General features: G+C 70.8%; 18 protein-coding genes. 9 read left to right on the forward strand and 9 right to left on the reverse strand.

The genetic code is table 11. The annotated features are described in order from the left end of the window. The first annotated feature begins 30 nt into the window (after positions 1-30). Positions 31-960, forward strand: coding sequence for a LuxR C-terminal-related transcriptional regulator (locus tag KVT45_RS30460; RefSeq protein ID WP_217552337.1), 930 nt, complete (start codon positions 31-33; stop codon positions 958-960). A 214-nt stretch (positions 961-1,174) separates the two neighbouring features. On the opposite strand, the gene clpB is transcribed toward KVT45_RS30460, so the two are convergent. Then, a complete protein-coding gene (gene clpB / locus KVT45_RS30465) occupies positions 1,175-3,787 on the reverse strand; it encodes an ATP-dependent chaperone ClpB (RefSeq protein ID WP_217552338.1) in 2,613 nt (870 codons plus the stop codon). A gap of 113 nt (positions 3,788-3,900) precedes the next feature. On the opposite strand from clpB, the gene KVT45_RS30470 reads away from it, so the two are divergent. After that, the gene (locus KVT45_RS30470; RefSeq protein WP_217552339.1) at positions 3,901-4,314 is read left to right on the forward strand and encodes a pyridoxamine 5'-phosphate oxidase family protein; all 414 of its coding nucleotides are present in this window, start codon (positions 3,901-3,903) and stop codon (positions 4,312-4,314) included. Positions 4,315-4,528: 214 nt separating this feature from the next. Here the strand turns inward: KVT45_RS30470 and KVT45_RS30475 are convergent, their stop codons facing one another. Then, entirely contained in the window at positions 4,529-4,825 is a 297-nt protein-coding gene (locus tag KVT45_RS30475; protein WP_167449907.1) for a (2Fe-2S)-binding protein, read from the reverse strand. A 333-nt stretch (positions 4,826-5,158) separates the two neighbouring features. On the opposite strand from KVT45_RS30475, the gene KVT45_RS30480 reads away from it, so the two are divergent. The 3 genes from KVT45_RS30480 to KVT45_RS30490 are packed head-to-tail and all read left to right on the forward strand — an operon-like array spanning position 5,159 to position 8,159. Then, on the forward strand, positions 5,159-6,190 hold the full coding sequence (locus tag KVT45_RS30480; protein WP_217552340.1) for a helix-turn-helix transcriptional regulator: 1,032 nt from the start codon (positions 5,159-5,161) through the stop codon (positions 6,188-6,190). Then, positions 6,187-7,185, forward strand: a complete 999-nt coding sequence (locus KVT45_RS30485) for a helix-turn-helix transcriptional regulator (protein ID WP_217552341.1) — start codon at positions 6,187-6,189, stop codon at positions 7,183-7,185. The genes KVT45_RS30480 and KVT45_RS30485 overlap by 4 nt, the downstream gene beginning before the upstream one ends. Further along, a complete protein-coding gene (locus KVT45_RS30490; protein WP_217552342.1) occupies positions 7,182-8,159 on the forward strand; it encodes a LuxR C-terminal-related transcriptional regulator in 978 nt (325 codons plus the stop codon). The genes KVT45_RS30485 and KVT45_RS30490 overlap by 4 nt, the downstream gene beginning before the upstream one ends. Here the strand turns inward: KVT45_RS30490 and KVT45_RS30495 are convergent. Continuing rightward, positions 8,122-9,174, reverse strand: a complete 1,053-nt coding sequence (locus KVT45_RS30495) for a helix-turn-helix transcriptional regulator (protein ID WP_217552343.1) — start codon at positions 9,172-9,174, stop codon at positions 8,122-8,124. The two genes, KVT45_RS30490 and KVT45_RS30495, sit on opposite strands and share 38 nt — an antisense overlap. A 393-nt stretch (positions 9,175-9,567) precedes the next feature. On the opposite strand from KVT45_RS30495, the gene KVT45_RS30500 reads away from it, so the two are divergent. From KVT45_RS30500 to KVT45_RS30510, 3 genes are read left to right on the forward strand one after another with little or no spacing between them, the layout of a single operon-like run. Continuing rightward, positions 9,568-11,115 (forward strand): circularly permuted type 2 ATP-grasp protein, encoded by a 1,548-nt coding sequence (locus KVT45_RS30500; protein ID WP_217552345.1) that lies wholly within the window; start codon positions 9,568-9,570, stop codon positions 11,113-11,115. Beyond that, positions 11,112-12,044 (forward strand): alpha-E domain-containing protein, encoded by a 933-nt coding sequence (locus KVT45_RS30505; RefSeq protein ID WP_217552346.1) that lies wholly within the window; start codon positions 11,112-11,114, stop codon positions 12,042-12,044. The genes KVT45_RS30500 and KVT45_RS30505 overlap by 4 nt, the downstream gene beginning before the upstream one ends. A 1-nt stretch (position 12,045) precedes the next feature. Beyond that, positions 12,046-12,888, forward strand: a complete 843-nt coding sequence (locus KVT45_RS30510; protein ID WP_217552347.1) for a transglutaminase family protein — start codon at positions 12,046-12,048, stop codon at positions 12,886-12,888. A gap of 213 nt (positions 12,889-13,101) precedes the next feature. Here the strand turns inward: KVT45_RS30510 and KVT45_RS30515 are convergent, their stop codons facing one another. Continuing rightward, positions 13,102-14,214, reverse strand: a complete 1,113-nt coding sequence (locus tag KVT45_RS30515) for a sugar ABC transporter substrate-binding protein (RefSeq protein ID WP_217552348.1) — start codon at positions 14,212-14,214, stop codon at positions 13,102-13,104. A gap of 293 nt (positions 14,215-14,507) precedes the next feature. Here KVT45_RS30515 and KVT45_RS30520 point away from each other — a divergent pair, with 293 nt between their 5' ends. Continuing rightward, positions 14,508-16,481 carry a PA14 domain-containing protein gene (locus KVT45_RS30520; RefSeq protein WP_302832574.1) on the forward strand — a complete coding sequence of 658 codons (1,974 nt, stop codon included), beginning with the start codon at positions 14,508-14,510 and terminating at the stop codon, positions 16,479-16,481. A 57-nt stretch (positions 16,482-16,538) separates the two neighbouring features. On the opposite strand, the gene KVT45_RS30525 is transcribed toward KVT45_RS30520, so the two are convergent. The 5 genes from KVT45_RS30525 to KVT45_RS30545 all read right to left on the reverse strand — a co-directional run bounded on the left by KVT45_RS30525 (position 16,539) and on the right by KVT45_RS30545 (position 21,814). Next, positions 16,539-16,985 carry a heat shock protein transcriptional repressor HspR gene (locus tag KVT45_RS30525; protein WP_089100113.1) on the reverse strand — a complete coding sequence of 149 codons (447 nt, stop codon included), beginning with the start codon at positions 16,983-16,985 and terminating at the stop codon, positions 16,539-16,541. A 5-nt stretch (positions 16,986-16,990) separates the two neighbouring features. After that, complete coding sequence (gene dnaJ, locus KVT45_RS30530) at positions 16,991-18,169, reverse strand: molecular chaperone DnaJ (protein WP_217552349.1); 1,179 nt, start codon at positions 18,167-18,169, stop codon at positions 16,991-16,993. Positions 18,170-18,205: 36 nt separating this feature from the next. Next, positions 18,206-18,862 (reverse strand): nucleotide exchange factor GrpE, encoded by a 657-nt coding sequence (grpE, locus tag KVT45_RS30535; RefSeq protein WP_089100115.1) that lies wholly within the window; start codon positions 18,860-18,862, stop codon positions 18,206-18,208. Next, the gene (gene dnaK, locus KVT45_RS30540; RefSeq protein WP_217552350.1) at positions 18,859-20,700 is read right to left on the reverse strand and encodes a molecular chaperone DnaK; all 1,842 of its coding nucleotides are present in this window, start codon (positions 20,698-20,700) and stop codon (positions 18,859-18,861) included. Before dnaK ends, grpE begins: the two co-directional genes overlap by 4 nt. Before the next feature lie 94 nt (positions 20,701-20,794). After that, the gene (locus tag KVT45_RS30545) at positions 20,795-21,814 is read right to left on the reverse strand and encodes an MraY family glycosyltransferase (protein WP_217552351.1); all 1,020 of its coding nucleotides are present in this window, start codon (positions 21,812-21,814) and stop codon (positions 20,795-20,797) included. Between the last annotated feature and the right edge of the window lie 11 nt (positions 21,815-21,825).

A 21,825-nucleotide genomic window follows, 5' to 3' on the forward strand; every position in this document is an offset into this window, starting at 1 on the left:
CAGGCCTTTTTCACGACGAAAGAAGCCGCGGTGGTCCTGGACATCAGCGAATCCGAGGCGATCGAGGCGGTGGACGCGCTGGAGGAATTCCATCTCGTCGACCGCGTGAACGGTTCGGAAAACCTCGACGGGATGTGCGACCAGGGCCCGTGGTGGCGCACCGTCCATCCGCACATGGCCGCCGCCCATATGGCGGGCGCGGAGTCACGGCTGCGCCGGCAGCTCTACGAACTGAACACCCGGCGCGACTCGCTGACCGCCCTCGCCTCCGCCTACCCGGCCGGCCCGCACCGGGAGGCCCAGCCCTCCGGGGCGCTGGAGGTGGTGGACTCGCTCGACGACGTGATCACGCTGATCGAACAGGCCAGCGCCGAGTGCACCCAGGAGATGATCACCTGTCAGCCCGGTGGCGGCCGCCCCCCTGCGGAACTGGAACAGGCGGTGGACCGGGACACCGCACTGCTGGCCAGGGGCGTACGCATGCGCACGCTCTACCAGCACTCCGCCCGGCGGCACGCGCCCACCCAGGCCTACGTGGACCGGATCACCCCCGCGGGCGCCCAGGTGCGGACGATGACCGACCTGCTCGGGCGGCTGGTCGCCTTCGACCGCAGGATCGCCTTCGTCCCGCACCACCAGCGCCGGGGCGGCGCGGTGGTACTGCGCTCCCCCGCCGCCGTGGCCTACCTGTGCGACGCCTTCGACCGCGCCTGGGACCACGCCACCCCGTTCTGCGGCGCCGAGCGCACCAAGGTCGCCGTCGACGACCTGCGCCAGGGCATCCTGCGCCTGCTGAGCAAGGGCCTGAAGGACGAGGTGATCGCCCGCCGCCTGGGCATCTCGCTGCGCACCTGCCGCAAGCACATAGCGGACCTCTTCCAGGAACTGCACGCCGAGAGCCGCTTCCAGGCGGGGTATCTCGCGGCCACCCGCGACCTGCTGGGGGAGGCCGCCCACTGAGCGCTCCGCTGGAAGTGCCGCTATGCGTCGTCGTTCGGCTGCGGCATCGTCGTGGCTGGTCGCGCCCACGCGGCGGTAGCCGCACATGCAATACAGCCCCGCGCCCCTTCGGGGCGCTGCACACACGGCGGGCGGCATGCGAAGGGCAGGGGGCCCGTGAACCCACCAGTTCACGGGCCCCCTGCCCCACTTGCCGCTGCCGCTGCCGCTGCCGTCAGAGCGTTTTGGCGGGCTTCTCCTCGGCTGTCGCCGGGCCCACGATCAGTCCCTCCCCGAACGCGTCCACCCGGATCGTGTCGCCGTCCTTGACCTCGCCGGCCAGGATCTCCTTGGCCAGCCGGTCGCCGATGGCGGTCTGCACCAGGCGGCGCAGCGGGCGGGCGCCGTAGGCCGGGTCGTTGCCCTCCTCGGCGAGCCAGGCCAGGGCCTCCGGGGTGATCTCCAGGGCGAGCCGGCGGTCGGCCAGGCGCTTGGCGAGCCGGTCGATCTGGAGCCGGGCGATCCGGGCCAGCTCGTCCTTGGCCAGGGCGGAGAAGACGACCAGGTCGTCCAGACGGTTGAGGAACTCCGGCTTGAAAGACTGCCGGACCGTCTCCAGGACCTGCCGCTTCTTCTCCTCCTCGCCGAGGACCGGGTCGACCAGGTACTGGCTGCCCAGGTTCGACGTCAGCACCAGGATGGTGTTGCGGAAGTCGACCGTGCGGCCCTGGCCGTCGGTGAGGCGGCCGTCGTCCAGCACCTGGAGGAGGATGTCGAAGACCTCGGGGTGGGCCTTCTCCACCTCGTCGAGGAGCACGACCGTGTAAGGGCGCCTGCGGACCGCCTCGGTCAGCTGGCCGCCCTCCTCGTAGCCGACGTATCCGGGCGGGGCGCCGACCAGCCGGGCCACGCTGTGCTTCTCGCTGTACTCCGACATGTCGATGCGGACCATCGCCCGCTCGTCGTCGAAGAGGAAGTCGGCGAGGGCCTTCGCGAGTTCGGTCTTGCCGACGCCGGTCGGGCCGAGGAAGAGGAAGGAGCCGGTGGGACGGTCCGGGTCGGCGATCCCGGCGCGGGACCGTCGTACGGCGTCGCTCACCGCTCGTACGGCCTCGGTCTGGCCGATCAGGCGGCGGCCCAGCTCGTCCTCCATGCGGAGCAGCTTCTGGGTCTCGCCCTCCAGCAGGCGCCCGGCCGGGATCCCGGTCCAGGCCGCCACGACGTCGGCGATGTCGTCGGAGCCGACCTCGTCCTTGACCATGGTGTCCCGGGCCGTCTCCTCCTCGGCCTCGGACGCGGCCTCCAGCTCCTTCTCCAGCTGCGGAATCTCGCCGTACAGCAGCTTGGAGGCGGTGTCGAAGTCGCCGTCGCGCTGGGCGCGTTCGGCGGTGCCGCGCAGTTCGTCGAGCTTCTCCTTCAGCTCGCCGACCCGGTTCAGGGACTGCTTCTCGCGCTCCCAGCGGGCGTTGAGGCCGCGCAGCTCCTCCTCCTTGTCGGCGAGGTCGCGGCGCAGCTTCTCCAGGCGCTCCCGGGAGGCCGGGTCGGTCTCCTTCACCAGCGCCAGCTCCTCCATCTTCAACCGGTCGACGGAGCGCTGGAGTTCGTCGATCTCGACGGGCGAGGAGTCGATCTCCATGCGGAGCCGGGAGGCGGCCTCGTCGACGAGGTCGATGGCCTTGTCGGGGAGGAAGCGGGAGGTGATGTAGCGGTCGGAGAGGGTCGCGGCGGCGACCAGCGCGCTGTCGGCGATCTGGACCTTGTGATGGGCCTCGTAACGGCCCTTCAGGCCACGGAGGATGGCGATGGTGTCCTCGACGGTCGGCTCCGCCACCAGCACCTGCTGGAAGCGGCGCTCCAGCGCCGGGTCCTTCTCGATCCGCTCCCGGTACTCGTCCAGGGTGGTCGCGCCGACCATGCGCAGTTCGCCGCGGGCCAGCATCGGCTTCAGCATGTTGCCGGCGTCCATGGCGGAGTCGCCGCCGGCACCGGCCCCGACCACGGTGTGCAGCTCGTCGATGAAGGTGATGATCTGCCCGTCGGAGTCCTTGATCTCGGCGAGGACGGTCTTCAGCCGCTCCTCGAACTCGCCCCGGTACTTGGCCCCGGCGACCATGGCCCCCAGGTCCAGCGACACCAGCCGCTTGTCCTTCAGCGACTCGGGGACGTCGCCCTTCACGATCCGCTGGGCGAGCCCTTCCACCACGGCGGTCTTGCCGACGCCGGGCTCGCCGATGAGGACGGGGTTGTTCTTGGTACGGCGGCTGAGCACCTGCACGACCCGCCGGATCTCCTGGTCGCGCCCGATGACGGGGTCGAGCTTCCCGTCCCGCGCGGCCGCCGTGAAGTCGGTCCCGAACTTCTCCAGCGCCTTGTACTGGCCCTCGGGGTCGGCGGTGGTCACCCGGCGCCCGCCGCGCGCCTTCCGGAAGGCCTCCACCAGCTTCTTCGCGGTGGCCCCCTGCCGGTCAAGGACCTCGCCGGCCGCGCCGCCCTTGGCGGCGATGCCGATGAGCAGGTGCTCGGTGGAGAGGTAGTCGTCGCCGAGTTCCCCGGCGCGCTCGTCGGCGTCGGCGAGGACCGCGAGCAGTTCGCGGTTGGGCTGCGGGGGCGCGACCGTGGAACCGGTCACGCTGGGCAGCGCGGCCAGCACGCGCTCGGCGCCCTGGCGTACGGCGGCCTGGTCGGCGTCGACGGCCGCGAGCAGGTCGGTGATGTTCTCGTTGTCCTGCCCTGCCAGCAGAGCCAGCAGCAGGTGGGCGGGCGTCAGGTCCGCGTGCCCCTCGGTCACGGCCCGGCTGCTGGCCGCGTTGATCGCGTCCCGGCTCCTGTTGGTCAGCTCGGCGTCCACGTTCGCGTTCTCCTCCTCGGCGTCGTACGGCTGACTCAGCCAACGTACACAAAGTTGAGTCTATTCCACTCAAGGTGCGTTCGGGAGCTCTTCCGGGGACTACCTTCCGAGCCATGAGTACATACCGCGTGAACCCCGCCGCACCGGACGAGGCGTACCTGGGCTTCTGGCGGGAGCACCACCTGTGCACCCTCACGACCCCGCGCCCCGACGGCAGCCCGCACGTCGTCCCGGTAGGGGTCACCTACGACCCGGAGGCGGGGCTGGCCCGGGTGATCACCAACAAGGGGAGCGCGAAGGTGTCCCACGTGCTGAGCGCGGGGCCGGACGGGGCACGGGTGGCGGTGTGCCAGGTGGCCGGGCGGCGGTGGGCGACGCTGGAGGGGCGGGCACACGTCCGGACCGAGCCGGACAGGGTCGCGGAGGCGGAGCGGCGGTACGCCGAGCGGTACGGGAGGACGCCCGGGGAGAACCCGTCCCGGGTGGTGATCGAGATCACAGTGGAGCGGGCGATGGGGCGGGGGTGACGAACGGGGCGAGGGGCGCCGGTGAGGGCGGATGCGGGGCCGGGGCGACCGCCCCGTTCTGGCGGCTGGTTTCAGCCACCATGGGGTATGGCCGAAACCAGTCGATACCTCGAAATGTCCCCCCAAAACTGCAGCGGCGTCACCGTGTTCAGGTCACGGTGACGCCGCTGCGGGGGGAAGCACCTGAGCGATCTTTTACGACGGGGGAATCGCGTCAGGCACTGCGGGGGGTGGCCGAGATGGTCCTCACGTCCGGGACGTCCGGCTCAGCCAGCCGGTGGTCCCGTTGGTCCAGGTTCACAAAGATCATTCCGTACCGGATCGCACACCGCACGGGCTGCGGCGCGCCCCGGGGCTTGCGCAGGCACCGGTACGCCCGTACGTCCTCGTCCTCGTCCCGTGTGACGACGACCGGCTCACCGAAGACTGTCACCATCAACGAGTCACCACTGTGGGGGATGGCGGTGACCAGGTCGATGAAGTGCCAGCCGGATCGGTACGCGGTGGCCATTTCACGGCGGAAGGATCGGTCGTCGGGTGGGGTGGTCACTTCAGCTCCCGGCTCCATCAGTCACGGAATCAGTAGTGCCGGCAGTCCCGGAGTCCGCGGCAACCGACGGCCAGCTGCTGTTCGCACGAACCTCACTCCCCCCGGCGGCCGAAAAGCCACTGAGCACTCCGAGAGCTGCGACGGCGGAGAAGGCGGCAACAAGCAGCGAGCGAAGCAGTTTGTTACGCATCTTCGGCTTCGTCCTCACTTGAAGGTCCCCTTTTCCCCCGTCAGGTACGACGATGGCTCATTCGGGCACGTCGTGGCCACACAATCGGTGCATCATGTTCCTGCATGTTCAGGACCCTGGGGGGTGGAGTTTTGGTAACAAGTCACTCGAATACGACACATCCCCACGCCTCGAACGAGCTGTGCGCGGAGGGCAGTCGTCTGTATGCGGCCGCTCTCCGTTCCGGGCGGATCGCCCGGACGGACGCGGAACCGGTTCCCTGCCTGATGGACTCCGCCCTGCTGCACCCGGATCCCGACGATCCGAACTGGCTGCGCCCGGTTCCGCCGGCCATCGCCCTGGCCCAGCGTCTCAACCCCATCGAACGCGAGATCACCGAGCGCCGCCAGCTGGCCACCGACATCGCCGGCGTCTTCGAGCCCTTCATGTCCATCGGCGGCCAGTCCGCGTCGGGCGGCGGCTCGATCACGGTGCTGGAGGGCGGCGAGCGCATCAACAACGCGCTCAACCTGGCCACCGCCCAGTGCCACACGGAGATGCTCACGGTCCAGCCGAGCGACCGGATGCCCGAACGCAGCGCGCTGCGCGGCCTGGAACGCGACAAGCCCCTCATAGAACGGGGCGTACGGATCCGGACCTTGTACCAGCACACCGCCCGGTACAGCCAGGAGAAGCTGGCCTACGCGGCCCACATGGCCGACGGCAAGGTGGAGTACCGCTCCATAGACGAGCTGGTGGAGCGCCTGATCATCTGTGACGAGACGGTCGCCTTCATCCCCATCCGGGACGACCAGCAGGTCGCTCTGGAACTGCGCCATCCGGGCCTGGTCCGCTACCTGGTCAAGGTGTTCGAGTTCATGTGGACCCGGGCGGTCCCGCTGAGCGCCGGCGCCCCCTACGAAACCGCTCCCGACGGCATCACCGACATCCAGCACTCGATCGCCAAGCTGCTGGTCGAGGGGCATGTCGACGAGGCCATCGCGCGCCGGCTCGGCATGAACGTCCGCACCTGCCGGGCCCACATCGCCAAACTGGCCCAGGCGCTCGGCAGCGGCAGCCGTGCGCAGCTCGGCTACCTGATCGCCCAGTCCGGGATCCTGGACCAGAAGATCCCCGGGGAGGGCGGCTTCCGGTGACGTCGGCCCCGCACACCGAGCACGGCACCGAGGATCTGTGCGTCGCGGGGGCGGAACTCTACGAGCGCGCACTCGGCCACGGGCACGTCGCCGTCCGGGACGCCGAGGAGGTGCCCTGCCTCGTCGACCTCGGCCTGCTGCACCCGGTGCCGGACGACCTCGGCCGGCTGGAGCCCCTGGCCCCGGCCGTCGCCCTGAACCGGCTGCTGCGCGGCGCCCACGGCCGCATCACCCGCGAGTGGCGGCGGCAGGAGCGCCTGACGGAGCTCTTCGCACCGCTGCTGCGCATCACGCCGGAACCCGGCACGGTGCCGGACTCCCCGACCCTGCGGCTGCTCAGCGGCACCCGGCGGATCAACCAGGCCATCGACGAGGCCATGGCGCAGGCGCGGGACGAGGTCCTCTGCATCCAGCCGCACGCCGGTATGGTCGGCGAGCGCGGCAACGCCGCGGAATCCGCCGCCTACGACCGCGACAAGGCGTTCCTCGACCGCGGCGGCCGGTTCCGCACGCTCTACCAGCACACCCTGTTCCATGTGCAGTCGATATACACCTACGCCGCGGCGATGACGGGCGACAACGTGGCCCGCGGCCTCGACCAGGTGCCCGACCGGCTGTTCGTCATCGACCACACCGTCGCCTTCCTCCCCGCCGACGGCGACGGCAGCCTCGCCCTCGAAGTCCGCCACCCCGCACTGATCACGTACTTCGTCACCGCCTTCGACCGTCTCTGGCGGCTGGCCACCCCGCTCCACCCCACCCTCGAACACCGCCCGACCGTCAACGGCATCACACCCCGCCAGCAGGCCATCGCCGCCCTCCTCGTGGAAGGCCACACCGACGCCGTCATCGCCGAACGCCTCGGCATGAACATCCGCACCGCCCGCGTCCACATCGCCAAACTCGCCACCACCCTCGGCAGCGAGAGCCGCGCCCAGCTCGGCTACCTCATCGGGGAGTCGGGGATCCTCAAGGACCGGGAGGGCGAGCTGTGACCCGCTGCGAGCACGGTGTCGAAGACCTGTGCCCGCCCGGCGTGAAGCTGTACGAACGCGCCCTGCGCACCGGGCACATCAGTGCCGAGGACGCCGCCGAGGCCCCCTGCCTCACCGACTTCGGTCTGCTGCACCCGGCCCTCGACGATCTGGACCGGCTGGAACCGGTGCCGCCCGCCGCGGCCCTGCACCGGCTGCTGCGCTCCTCCGCCGCCCGGATCGCCGACGAACGGCGGCGTGAGGAACGGCTGACGGAGCAGTTCGAACCGCTGCTGCGGGCCGGCGACCCGGGCACCGGCGGCGACACCCCCACGCTGCGCCTGCACAGCGGCACCAAGCCCATCAACCAGGCGATCACCGACGCCATGGCCGAGGCGAGCCGGGAAGTGCTCTGCGTCCAGTCGCACACCGGGCTCACCGGCCCCCGGGCCCGCATCGCCGCCGCGGCCGCCCGCGACCGCGACCAGGCGATCCTCGACCGCGGCGCCCGCATCCGCGCGCTCTACCAGCACACCCTGCGCCATGTCCCGGCCGTGTACGGCGGCTTCGAGCGGCTGCGCGGCGACATCGAGGTACGCGGGCTCGACGAGACCCCGGACCGGCTGATCGTCATCGACCACGCCGTCGCCTTCCTGCCCGCCGCCGCCGACGGCTCGCTGGCCCTGGAGGCCCGGCACCCGGCGCTGATCAAGTACTTCGCCACCACCTTCGACCGCCTCTGGCAGCTGGCCACCCCGCTCTACCCCACCCTCGAACACCGCCCGACCGTCAACGGCATCACACCCCGCCAGCAGGCCATCGCCGCCCTCCTCGTCGAGGGCCACACCGACGCCGTCATCGCCGAACGCCTCGGCATGAACATCCGCACCGCCCGCGTCCACATCGCCAAACTCGCCACCACCCTCGGCAGCGAGAGCCGCGCCCAGCTCGGCTACCTCATCGGACGCTCGGGGATCCTTGATCAGGAAGGCTGACCGCGGCCGGTGCCGCGCTGCCGCCGCCCGGCGGACGGTCCAGGCCCACCTGCGCTATCCGCACGCCCAGTTGGGTACGGCTGGCCGCGCCCAGCGTCTCCGAGAGGCGGGCGATGTGGGCCCGGCAGGTGCGGACGCTGATGCCGAGGCGTTCCGCGATCACCGCGTCCTGGTGGCCCTCGGCGAGGAGCGCCGCGATGGACTGCTCCCGGTGCGAGATGCCCTCGATGCCGGTGTCGGGAAGCGGGGCGGTGAGCGGGATCGCCAGCCGCCAGAGGCGTTCGAAGACCGTGAGGAGGTACTCGACGAGGGCGGGGTGGCGCAGCTCCAGGGCCATCGTGCGGTCCGCGTTCGCGGGGATGAACGCCACCGTGCGGTCGAAGAGGATGAGGCGGTCGATGACCTCGTCGAGCGAGCGGGCCTCGACCGCGTCGCCCATCAGCTCCAGGTAGTTGAGCAGGCCCTGGCCGTGCCGGGCGACATGCGTGTACAGGTCGCGCATCCGCACGCCGCGCCCGCGCAGCGCGACGGCCCGGTGCAGCCCCTCGGTCAGCTCCGACTCGCGCCGGATACCGCCCGGCTGCACGGTCAGCACCTCCTGTGTGCAGGCCTCCGTCGCCTCGTCCATGGCCGCCTGGATCCGTGACAGCCCGTCGAGCACCCGGATGGCCGCCGTGCCCTCCGCGGACGCCGACACGGCCTGCAGGTGCCGTCCCAGACCGGCGTACCACTCGAACGCAGCGACCGCCGACCCCATCCGCCGCTGGCTGTCCGTCACCTCGTCGTAGACCCCGCGCAGCAGCCGGGTCATGACCTCCTGCGGGGCGGTCGGCACCAGCCAGTCCATGTCATCGGGGTCGGGGTGCAGCAGCGCCAGCTCCAGCAGGCAGGGCACCGCGTCGGCGTCCCTGCGCAGCACCCGGCCCCGGCGCACGGCCCGGGAGTACACGCGGTCCCCGGCGGCGCACAGCCGGTCGGCACCGTGTGGATGCTCCTCCGTCCCGTGCCCGGCCATCGCCCATTCCACCCCCGGTTTGCTGCCTCTTCCGCAGCGCAACTATGAGCGGTCCGGACCGGGTCCGCAACACGGCTTCCCGCGCCCGGGGCGTCGTAATACCCGGATACGGCCGCATATCGCACCGCCTCCGCAGGCCGCGTTGCAACAAGATGACGGTGGTGGCAGGGGGGCGTGCGGGGCAAGGTGGAAACCGCTTCCCACGGGTGTCGCCGTACACCCGGCGGGGCCCCGGGCCATCCTCCCCCGATCGGGCCGGGGCCCCGTGCAACGCACCAACGGGGGAGGTGCGTTGCAGGGCGGGCCGCTCGCGGGCGCGTAACGCGGCGGACCGGCGGATCCCCGAAATCCGCCAGTGATCGCCGCGTTACGTGCCCGCTCTAACGTCCCTTCATGGCGGACATATTTGACGCGTACGCGTTGGCCGACGCGTGGGACGAGATGTTTGTACGGCCGGGTGAGGTCAGGACCGCCTATGAGCCGGTACTGGCGGCGCTCCAGCCGATCGAACCGAGTGAACTGAGGTTCCGGGCCGACCAGATGGCCCGGGCCTTCACCGACCGGGGGGTGACCTACGCCTTCGCGGGCGAGGAGCGGCCCTGGCCGCTGGACCTGGTGCCGAGGATCCTCGACGCCCTGGAATGGGATCTCATACGAAGAGGCGTGGCCCAGCGGGTCCGGGCCCTGGAGGCCTATCTGGCCGACGCCTACGGACACGCCCGGGCCTTCGAGGACGGGGTGGTGCCCTGGCGGCTGCTCCTTGGCTCGCCGCACTTCCACCGGGCGGCGCACGCGGTGGAGCCGCCCGGCGGGGTGCGCATCCATGTGGCCGGAATCGACCTGGTCCGGGACGAGGCCGGTGCCTTCCGGGTCCTTGAGGACAACGTGCGGGTGCCGAGCGGGGTGTCGTACGTCATCGAGAACCGCAGGGCGATGACCCGGGTCTTCCCCTCGCTCTTCGCCGAGCAGCACGTCCTGCCGGTCGACGGGTACGCCCAGCGGCTGCTGGCCGCGCTGCGGGCGGCGGCGCCGGGCGGGGCGGCGAGCGATCCCCGGGTGGTCGTCCTCACCCCCGGGCCCAGCAACGCGGCCTACTTCGAACACGCCCTGCTCGCCCGGCTGATGGGCGTGCAGCTGGTCGAGGGGCACGACCTGGTGTGCCGCAGCAACCGGGTCTGGATGCGGACGACACGCGGCGAGGTGCCCGTGCACGTCGTGTACCGGCGCCTCGACGACGACTTCCTCGATCCGCTGCACTTCCGCCCCGACTCGGTGATCGGCTGCCCCGGCATCCTGAGCGCCGCCATCGCGGGAAACGTCACACTCGCGAACGCCGTCGGCAACGGCATCGCCGACGACAAACTCCTCTACACCTACGTCCCGGACCTGATCCGCTACTACCTCGGCGAGGAACCGGTTCTCCCCAACGTGGAGTCCTACCGGCCTGATGAGCCGGGCCAGTTGGAGGCCGTCCTCGACCAGCTGGACCAGCTGGTGGTGAAGCCCGTCGACGGGGCCGGCGGGCAGGGCATCGTGATCGGCCCGAAGGCCGACAGGGCGACCCTGGAACGCACTCGCAAAGCCGTCGCCGCCGACCCGCGCGGCTTCATCGCACAGCGCCCGGTCGCCCTCTCCACCTCCCCCACCCTCTCGGGTGAACGGATGGCACCGCGCCACATTGACCTGCGGCCGTTCGCCGTGAACGACGGCGACGACATCTGGGTGCTGCCCGGCGGCCTCACCCGGGTCGCCCTCCAGGAGGGCAACCTGATCGTCAACTCCAGCCAGGGCGGCGGCTCCAAGGACACCTGGGTACTCGCCGAGGGCCCCGCCGAACGCCCCGAGCCGGTCGGCGCGGGCCCGATCCCCGCCGTCGCCCCGCGCCGCCTCGGCCCCGACGGCACCCGTGCCGTCGTACCGGAAGGAGCGCAACAGCAGTGAACGACGTGATCCTCTCCCGTATCGCCGAGTCGCTGACCTGGACCGGACGGTACGTCGAACGGGCCGACACCACCGGCCGGATCCTCGACGCCTACCTGCACCGGATGCTGGAGGACCCCTGGCGCGACGAGGACGCCGCCTGCCGGTCGCTGTACGCGATCCTCGGCGTCGACGCCGGTGCCGAACGGGTCGACATGCAGCAGGTCCTGGACCAGCTCGCCTTCGACGCCCGCTCCACGTGCTCCATCGAGGGCGCCCTGGGCGCCGCCCGGCTGAACGCGCGCAGCGCCCGCGAGGCCGTCTCCTCCGAGATGTGGGAGTGCCTCAACTCCACCTGGCACGCGCTCGGCGACCGGCGCCGCGCGGCCCGCCGCACCGGCCCCTACGCCTACCTGGAGCTGGTCCGCAGCCGGGCCGCGCTCTTCTTCGGCCTCGCCGACTCGACCATGAGCCGGGACGACAGCTGGCGGTTCGTCGTCCTCGGGCGGAGCCTGGAGCGGGTCGACATGACCGTACGGCTGCTCTCGGTGCGCGTGCTGGACGCGGCGCACGCGCCGGACTGGCCGACGCTGCTCAGCGCGAGCGGCGCCGACGAGGCGTACGCACGGGTGCACAGCGGGTTCGGGGACACCCCGAGAGTGGCCGAGTTCCTGCTCCTGGACCGGGACTTCCCGCGCTCGGCGCTGCACGCGCTGACCACGGCCGAGGAGTGCCTGGCGGCGCTCGGCCGGCCCCGTCAGGACCCCGCCCGCTCCCCCGTCGGCCGGGCCCGCACCCGCCTCGAATACCTGGACACCGCCTCCCTGGAGGAGCAGCTGCCCATCCTGCTGCGCGACCTCCAGCAGGCCTGCATGGCGTCCGCCGACGCGGTGGCGGAGCGGTTCTTCCCGTACCAGGGGCCCGTCGAGTGGGCCCAGGAAGGAGCCTGAGATGGCTCGTCGCCTCCGGATCCGGCACACCACCCGGGTCCCCTACGCCCAGCCCGCCAGTTCCTCGCACAACGAGGTCCGGATGACCCCGCTGACCCTGCCGGGGCAGACCACCCTGGACGCGCGGGTCACCGTGCAGCCGGCGACCGCCGTCTGGTCGTACTGGGACTACTGGGGCACCCAGGTCACCGGCTTCGATCTCCTGGAGCCGCACGAGGATCTGACGATCACCGCGTCGAGCCTGGTGGAGACCTCGGCGCCGGGGCCGCTGCCGGCCGCGCCGGACTGGGCGGAGCTGGCCGAACGGGCCGCCGGGTCGCGGCTGCTGGAGTTCGCGGGCCCGACCTCGCGTACGTCGGTGCCGAAGAAGCTGGTGAAGAAGGCGCGGGCCGCGGCGGCGGGGCTGGGGCCGCACGAGGCCGCGGTGGCCGTCTCCGGGATGGTCGCCGACCGGGTGGCCTACCTGCCGGGGGCGACCGGCGTGAACACCTCCCCCGCGGAGGCGTGGGAGCAGCGGGCGGGCGTCTGCCAGGACATCACCCACCTCACCATCGCCCTGCTGCGGGGGCTGGGGCTGCCGGCCCGGTACGTCTCCGGGTACCTGCACCCGGAGCGGGAGGCGGAACCGAACCGGCCCGTCGCCGGGCAGAGCCACGCGTGGATCGAGTACTGGGCCGGCGACTGGTGCGGGTACGACCCGACGAACCGGGTGCGGGCCGGGGAGGACCATGTGGTGGTCGGCCGGGGTCGGGACTACGACGACGTCACGCCCCATAAGGGGATCTACCGGGGGGTGCCGGGAGGGGCGCCGGAGGTGACCGTGGAGTTCACGAGGGTCGCGTAGCCGTCTGCGGGGCCGTGGGGGCTGGTCGCGCAGTTCCCCGCGCCCCTTACGGGGCGCTGCAGTCGCGTCAGCTGCATAGCTGCGGGCAGGCGTGCCGCAGGGCGGCACGGGTGGGCGCAGCGGCACCCTGCCAGCGCCGGTAAGTGACACCCCGCCCGGCGCGCCCACAGCGGCCCCGTTCCCTGCATCGGGAACGGGGCCGTCGGCAGGGCTCTACTTGAGGCCCGCCTCCGCGCAAGCGGTCTTGTACGCGGCCGTGCAGATCTGCGAGATCTTGTAGATGCCGTCCGCGACGACGGTGTCCTTGATCTTGCTCTTGGTCACGGCGTTGACCTGGACCAGCTGGGAGGGGATGTTCTTGTTGGTCGGGCTGTCGACGGTGTCCTGGGTGAGCGCGTCGAACTGGATGTCCTTGCCCTGCACCTTGTAGACGGCCATCTCGGCGGCGGCCTCGGCCTCGTCCGGGTACGGCTTGTAGACCGTCATGTACTGCTCGCCGATGAGGATCCGCTGGATGGCGTCGAGGTCCGCGTCCTGGCCGGTGATCGGCGGCATGGTGGTGACGCCGGCCGCCTTGAGAGCCTTGACGATGCCGCCCGCCATCGCGTCGTTGGCGGAGTAGACGCCGGCGACGTTGTCCTTGCCGATCGAGCCGATCGCCTTGGTGACCTCCTGCTGGGCGATACCCGGGTCCCAGTCCTTGGTGTCGAACATGGCCCCTGTCGGAATCGTCACCTTGCCGGTCAGCTCGGACAGGGCGCCCGTCTTGAACTGCTTGGCGTTCGGGTCGGTCGGCGAGCCGTTGACCATGATGACCTTGTCGGAGGTGTCGACGTTGCTGCCGAGGCCCTCCAGGAGCGTACGGGCCTGCACCTCGCCCACCAGCTCGTTGTCGAAGGAGACGTAGCCGGCGATGGGGCCCTCGGCGAGACGGTCGTAGGCGATGACCGGGATGCCCGCCTCCTTGGCCTTCTTCACCGTGCCGGCGATGGCGTGCGAGTCGACCGAGTCCAGGATGATCACGTCGACCTTGTCGTCGATCATCTTCTGCATCTGCTTCGCCTGCGTGGAGGCGGTCGACGCGGCGTTCTGGTAGTCGACCTGGCCCTGCTTGTTGGTGAGCTCGGCGATCTTCGCCTTCATGATCGGGTAGTCGAAGTTGGTGTACCGGGTGTTGATCTTGTCCGGCATCAGCACGCCCACCGTGATGTCGTTGCCCTTCGTCGGGGTCGCGGTGGTCGACGATCCTGTCGCGTTGAGCATGCCGCAGCCGGCAAGCGAAAGGGTCATCGTGGACGCGGCCACAAACATGGCTATACGACGCATACGGGGGCTCACTTCAGGTGCGTTCCGGACGTGGGCTGCTTTGCGACCCAGATGTCTCAAAAGCCAACGCGTACGCCACACCCGACGTCAAGCGGAACTACTTAACGAGTGCGCAACACCACGCTCCGCTGCACCTGTGAAGGAGGAGCGGAACCCCCTCCAAACACTCTTTACGGACCCTCCATCCAAAGGGAGTTCATGCGCAGGCAAAGATCAGTACAACCAAGTCGTTTCCTCACGAGTCGTGATCACGAGCGGGTCGGCCCGCCGTACGGATACGACCAGAGGATCGAATGAAGCCAGCCAGAACCGCCACGGCCGCCGCCGTGGTGCTCGCCACCGCCGGCACCCTGCTCGGCGGCGCCACCGCGACCGCCTCGGCGGCCACGGCCTGCACCTCCCCGATCTTCAAGCGGCAGTTGTTCGCGAACACCACGTTCAAGGGCACCCCGAAGAAGACCGGCTGCGACTCCGCGATCGACGAGAGCTGGAGCGGAGCCCCCGCGTCCGGCCTCCCGAAGGACGACTTCGGCGTCCGCTGGACCGTGACCCGGGACTTCGGCTCCGGCGGACCCTTCGCCCTCGCCGCCTCCGGCCTCGACGGCATCCGCGTCTACCTCGACGGCACCCGCAGGATCGACCTGTGGAAGAACACCACCAAGACCGTCGCCAAGACCGTCAACGTCACCGTCCCCAAGGGCAAGCACACCCTCCGCGTCGACTACGCCAACTGGACCGGCGCCGCCAAGGTCAAGTTCACGTACACCCCGAGGACTTCGGCCGCCGTCGACAAGGTCAGGCCCCTCACCCCGCTGGATCCGCTGGTGTCCTACGACAGCGACGCCAACACGACGAAGCTGAGCTGGACGAAGAACCAGGAGATGGACCTCGCCGGCTACCGGGTCTACCGGCGCGTGCGGGGCAGCACCAGCTGGACGAAGGCGGGGACGGCGACGGCGGCGTCCCTGACCGACGCCCCGCCCGCGACCGGCGCCCTCTATTACTACGAGATCCGCGCCTACGACAAGGCCGGCAACGAGTCGACCGGCACCGCCGACGCCCTGGTCACCAGCACCGTGCTGCAGGCACCCGCCCAGTTCACCGCTTCCGCCACCGACACGGGCGCCGAACTGAGCTGGTCGGGGGTGCACGCCGCGGTGAAGTACCGGGTGGAGCGGACCGACTTCTACGGCGTCGTCACCAAGTCCTGGGACCTCAGCTACACGGTGAGCCTCACCGACGACACGCTCGCACGTGGCGAGATCGCCAAGTACCGGGTCGCGGCCGTGGACGGCTCGGGCCACGTATCGCCGTTCACCGACCTCCGGACGGTGACCCGCCCGCTGGCCGCACCCCGCGAGCTCACGGCGACCGCGGGCATCGGCAGCGCGACCCTCCAGTGGACGATGAAGCCTCAGGACGCCCCGTACGGCGAGTTCCGCGTCTACCGCTCGACCACGCTGCCCGTGGACACCTCGACGGCGCAGTGGGTTACCTGCACGACCACCTTCACCACCCTCTCCGACGGGTCCCGCCGGTACAGCTGCGGCGACTTCTCGGCCGAGGAGGGCACGACGTACCACTACGCGGTGGCGAACGTGCAGTGGCCCCACGTGTCCTCGCTCTCCAACACCGCGACCGTCACCACGCTGGAATCGGACAAGCCGCCCGCCCAGGTGACCGGCCTGACCGCGAGGGCCACGGAGTACGGCGTCGAGCTGGACTGGGACGACAACACCGAGCCCGACCTGAAGCGGTACGCGGTCTACCGGGGCACGGTCCTCGGCGAGGAGGGCGAGGAGCAGGTCTGTTCCGGCTCGGAGTGGGCGTGGCTGTCCCCGTCCACCTCGCACTACCGGGATGTACGGCTGCCCGACGGCGACCACGCCTGCTACTGGGTGGACGCGATCGACAACGCGAACAACTCCAGCAGATGGCTGGGGCCCGTGACCGCGGTCGCCGTCGACGAGCTGGACCTGACCCCGTCGGTGGCGACCCCGGAGGGCTCCCCGCTCACCCTGACGGCGGACCCGACCGACTCGGGTGTCGGCCTGTCGTGGAACGCCGTCGACTCGGCGACGGGCTACCAGGTCTACCGCTGGAACCCGGCCACGCAGACGTACGAGAAGCTGGCGACCACGACGGAGCGCTCGTACGACGACACCACGGCCGCCCGCGGCACCACCCACCACTACTGGGTGACCGCGCTGTACGCCGACGGCACGGAGTCGGCGCCGGGCGCGGAGTCGGCGATCCTGGAGCCGTGACCGGCACGGGAAAGGGCCCGGAGGTCCACGGCCTCCGGGCCCTTCTCACAGGTGCTGCTAGTCCTTCGCCTTCTTCGGCCGCCACACCACCAGTGCGCTGGTCTGCTGCACCTCCTGGTACGGGACCAGGTCGCGGCGGTAGGAGGCGTGGACGGCGGCCTCGCGCTGCTGCATCGCGGCCGCCGCGCCGTCGACCGCCGCCTGGAGTTCGGCGACCCGCTGCTGGAGCGCGATGACCTGGTTCTCCAGTTCGATGATGCGCTTGATGCCGGCCAGGTTGATGCCCTCGTCCTGCGACAGCGCCTGCACCTGGCGGAGCAGTTCGATGTCGCGGGCCGAGTAGCGGCGGCCCCGCCCGGCCGTGCGGTCCGGGGAGACCAGGCCCAGGCGGTCGTACTGGCGCAGCGTCTGCGGGTGCAGTCCGGAGAGCTGGGCCGCCACCGAGATGACGTAGACCGGGGTCTCCTCGGTCAGTTCATACGGGTTACGTCGACGGCCGTCCATCTCTGTCATGCTCCCTTCGCGGCCTCGAACAGCTCGGCCCGCGGGTCCTCGCCCGCGGTCGCCTCGCGATACGCCTCCAGCGCGTCACGAGCCTTCCCCGACAGGTCCTTCGGGACACTCACCTCGACGGTGACCAGCAGATCGCCGCGGGTGCCGTCCTTGCGGACCGCGCCCTTGCCACGGGCGCGCATGGTGCGGCCGTTGGGCGTGCCCGGGGGCAGTTTCAGGGTGACCGGCGGGCCGCCCAGGGTGGGCACCCTGACCTCGCCGCCGAGCGCCGCCTCGGTGAAGGTCACCGGGACGGTCACCGTGAGGTTGTCGTCCTTGCGGCCGAACACCGGGTGGGTGTCGACGTGGACCATCACGTACAGGTCGCCCGCCGGACCGCCGCGTTCGCCCGGCGCGCCCTTGCCGCGCAGGCGGATGCGCTGGCCGTCGGTCACCCCGGCGGGGATGCGGACCTGCATGGTCCTGGACGACTTGGCGCGGCCGCTGCCCTTGCACTCCATGCAGGGGTGCTCGGCGATCAGGCCGCGGCCCTTGCAGTCCGGGCAGGGGTCGGTGAGCGAGAAGCCGCCTCCGGATCCTCGCGCCACCTGGCCGGTGCCGACACAGGTCGGGCACACCCGCGGGGTGCCGTTCTTGTCGCCGGTGCCCGAACAGGCCTTGCAGGGGGACTGCGAGGACATCCGCAGCGGGACCGTGGCGCCCTCGATGGCCTCCGTGAAACTGAGCGTGACCTCGGACTCGATGTCCTGGCCGCGCCGCGGCTGGGTACGGCCGGCCGTGCCGCCACCCCGGTTGAACAGGCCCCCGAGGACGTCACTGAAGCCGCCGCCCCCGCCGAAGCCTCCGCCCCCGCCCTGGGCGTTGCCCCCGAAGAGGTCGCCCAGGTCGAAGTTGAAGTTGCCGCCGCCCGCGCCCGGCCCCGGGCGGAAGCCGCCGTTGCCGAAGAGGGCGCGGGCCTCGTCGTACTCCTTGCGCTTCTTGGGGTCGCCGAGTATGTCGTTCGCCTCGGAGATCTCCTTGAAGCGCTCCTCGGCCTTGGCGTTGCCCTTGTTGGCGTCCGGGTGGAACTCGCGGGCGAGCTTCCGGTACGCCTTCTTGATCTCGGCCTCGGTGGCGTCCTTGGGGACGCCGAGGACCTTGTAGTAGTCCTTCTCGATGAAGTCCTTGGTGCTCATCCCCGACGCCCCTCCTTCCGCTCGGTACTTATCGCGTCAGCCCTCCTCAGGGCCGTTGTCCTTCTCGTCGCCGGCCGCCGGGGCCTCGTCGGCCCCCTCGGCCTTCACCGCCGTCGCTCCCGGCTGCGGTTCGGCGACCGCCACCCGCGCGGGGCGGATGGTGCGCTCGCCGATGCGATACCCGGGCTGCAGGATGGCCACGCACGTCGTCTCGGTGACGTCCGGCGCGTAGCTGTGCATCAGCGCCTCGTGGATCGTCGGGTCGAAGGGCTCGCCCTCCTTGCCGAACTGCTGCAGGCCCATCTTCGCCGCGACCGTCTCGAGCGACTCGGCCACCGACTTGAAACCGCCGACCAGTTCGCCGTGTTCCCGCGCGCGGCCGATGTCGTCGAGCACGGGCAGGAGTTCGGTCAGGAGGTTCGCGATGGCGATCTCCCGGACCGTGATCCGGTCGCGCTCCACCCGGCGGCGGTAGTTCTGGTACTCGGCCTGGAGGCGCTGGAGGTCCGCGGTGCGCTCGCCGAGCGCGGTGCGCACCTGGTCCAGCTGGGCCGTCAGACCGGCGAGCTGTGCGCTTGAGTCCCCGGCCGGGGCCGCCCCCTGTGCGGGAGCGGCCTTCGGCGCGGCGTCGTCGGGGGTGGCGCCGGAGGGGACGTCGGGCTTCTCCTCGAAGCCCGGGGTCTCCTCCGTCACGCGGCACCGTCCTTGCGCTCGTCGTCGACGATCTCGGCGTCCACCACGTCGTCGGCGGCGTCACCGGCGGGGGCACCGGCACCGCCGGCGGCGGCCTGCGAGGCCTGGGCGTCGGCGTACATGGCCTGGCCCAGCTTCTGGGAGACGGCCGCGACCTTCTCGGTGGCGGTACGGATCTCGGCGGTGTCCTCGCCCTTGAGGTGCTCCTTGAGCTCCTCGATGGCGGCCTCGACCTCGGTCTTGATCTCGCCCGGGACCTTGTCCTCGTTGTCCTTGAGGAACTTCTCGGTCTGGTAGACGAGCTGCTCGCCCTGGTTGCGGGTCTCGGCGGCCTCGCGGCGGCGGTGGTCCTCCTCCGCGTACTGCTCGGCCTCCTGGCGCATCCGGTCGACCTCGTCCTTCGGCAGCGAGGAGCCGCCGGTGACGGTCATCTTCTGCTCCTTGCCCGTGCCGAGGTCCTTCGCGGTCACGTGCATGATGCCGTTGGCGTCGATGTCGAAGGCGACCTCGATCTGCGGGACACCGCGCGGGGCCGGCGGCAGACCGGTCAGCTCGAACATGCCGAGCTTCTTGTTGTACGCCGCGATCTCGCGCTCGCCCTGGTAGACCTGGATCTGGACGGAGGGCTGGTTGTCCTCGGCGGTGGTGAAGATCTCGGACCGCTTGGTCGGGATCGTCGTGTTCCGCTCGATGAGCTTGGTCATGATGCCGCCCTTGGTCTCGATACCGAGGGACAGCGGGGTCACGTCGAGGAGCAGGACGTCCTTGACCTCACCCTTGAGGACACCGGCCTGCAGGGCGGCGCCGATGGCGACGACCTCGTCCGGGTTCACGCCCTTGTTGGCGTCCTTGCCGCCGGTCAGCTCCTTGACGAGCTCGGCGACGGCGGGCATACGGGTGGAGCCGCCGACGAGGACGACGTGGTCGATCTCGCCGAGCTGGATGCCGGCGTCCTTGATGACGTTGTGGAACGGCGTCTTGCAGCGCTCCAGGAGGTCCGCGGTCAGCTGCTGGAACTGGGCGCGGGTGAGCTTCTCGTCGAGGTGCAGGGGGCCCTCGGCGGAGGCGGTGATGTACGGCAGGTTGATCGAGGTCTCGGTGGAGCTGGACAGCTCGATCTTGGCCTTCTCGGCGGCCTCGCGGAGGCGCTGCAGGGCCATCTTGTCCTTGCCGAGGTCCACGCCGTGGCCGGCCGCGAACTGCTTGACCAGGTAGTCGACGACGCGCTGGTCCCAGTCGTCACCGCCGAGGTGGTTGTCGCCGTTGGTGGCCTTCACCTCGACGACGCCGTCGCCGATCTCCAGGAGGGACACGTCGAAGGTGCCGCCACCGAGGTCGAAGACGAGGATCGTCTGGTCGTCCTTGTCGAGGCCGTACGCGAGCGCGGCCGCGGTGGGCTCGTTGACGATGCGCAGGACGTTCAGACCGGCGATCTCGCCGGCTTCCTTCGTCGCCTGGCGCTCGGAGTCGTTGAAGTAGGCCGGGACGGTGATGACCGCGTCGGTCACCTTCTCGCCCAGGTAGGCCTCTGCATCCCGCTTGAGCTTCTGCAGGATGAACGCGGAGATCTGCTGGGGGTTGAAGTCCTTCCCGTCCAGCTGGATCTTCCAGTCGGTACCCATGTGACGCTTCACGGACCGGATGGTCCGGTCCACGTTGGTGACCGCCTGGCGCTTGGCGACCTCGCCTACCAGAACCTCGCCGTTCTTCGCGAAGGCGACGACGGACGGCGTGGTCCGGGCACCCTCGGCGTTGGTGATGACGGTGGGCTCGCCGCCTTCAAGAACGCTGACGACGGAGTTAGTCGTGCCCAGGTCGATGCCGACCGCACGTGCCATGGTGATTTCCTCCAGCTGACTTGAGTGGAACGGACTCAAGTGTGCATCAAGCCTCGCCCTGGGTCAACAGACCTGAGTGGGTCAGACTCAAGTCTTATCCGCTCCTTACACGCAAGTGCCCGCTGACCTGCGATGACTCTCCATGCCGGGGCCCGTACACCGGGATTCGAAGGAGTACGAGCACGACACCGAAGGTGACGCAGGCGACCCATGTGGCGCCGGTCCGGCCGACCCAGCCGCCGTGCACGAGCACCGCGACGAGCACCCCGGCGAATGATCCGGCACCCAGGGCGACGGTCGCCCCCTGCGAGGTGAGCCCCAGGCGCCGCAGCCGGTGCACGAGATGGTCGGGCCCGCGCCGCAGCACCGGCCGACCGGCGAACAGCCGCGACAGCAGGACGAGCAGCACGTCGGCGCTCGCGACGGCGGTGAGCGCGAACAGCACGCCCGCGCTCGCGGCGGGATCGTGCCCGGTCCGGGTGATCAACGCGGCCGCGGCCAGCACGAACCCGGCGAACAGCGAGCCGGTGGCACCGAGGGCGATCCGCGCGGGATGCCAGTTGTGCATCAGGAACCCGGTGAGCGCGGCCGCCAGCACACTGAGCAGCACGGCGAGCCCGTCCATCACCTCGGCCGCGGCACAGGCCCCGGTCCCGAAGGCGGTCACCACCCCGACGGTCCCGGCCAGCCCGTCCGCGTGGTCGAGCCCCTTGAAGGCGACGGCGACGAAGGCGATCCACCCGGCGCCGAGCAGCCCGCCGACGGCGCCGAACTCGCCGTACGGCACGACGCACGCGGCCGCCACCGCCGTACCGAACAGCAGGAACCGCGTCTTGAGCCGCCACACGTCGGCGACCAGCCCGAGCAGCGCCACGGCTCCCCCGGCGGCCACCAGCTCCCCGACGCCGGTACCGAGCGGGGCGACCCCGGTCCAGTCGCCCGCGTACGCGACCAGGCAGGTGGCGCCGACCACGGCGAGGCCGCCCAGCGCGGGCACACGCCGGGCCCGCCTGCGGTCGACGAGCCCGAGCCGCAGGGCACACGGCCGGATGAGCGCGGCGAGGACGGCGGCGAGCAGGAAGGCGGTGGTGGCGGCGGCGATCCCGTAGAGCACGGGTCCAAATT

The organism is Streptomyces sp. GbtcB6 (assembly GCF_019091475.1).
In the GTDB taxonomy this organism is placed as follows: domain Bacteria; phylum Actinomycetota; class Actinomycetes; order Streptomycetales; family Streptomycetaceae; genus Streptomyces; species Streptomyces hyaluromycini.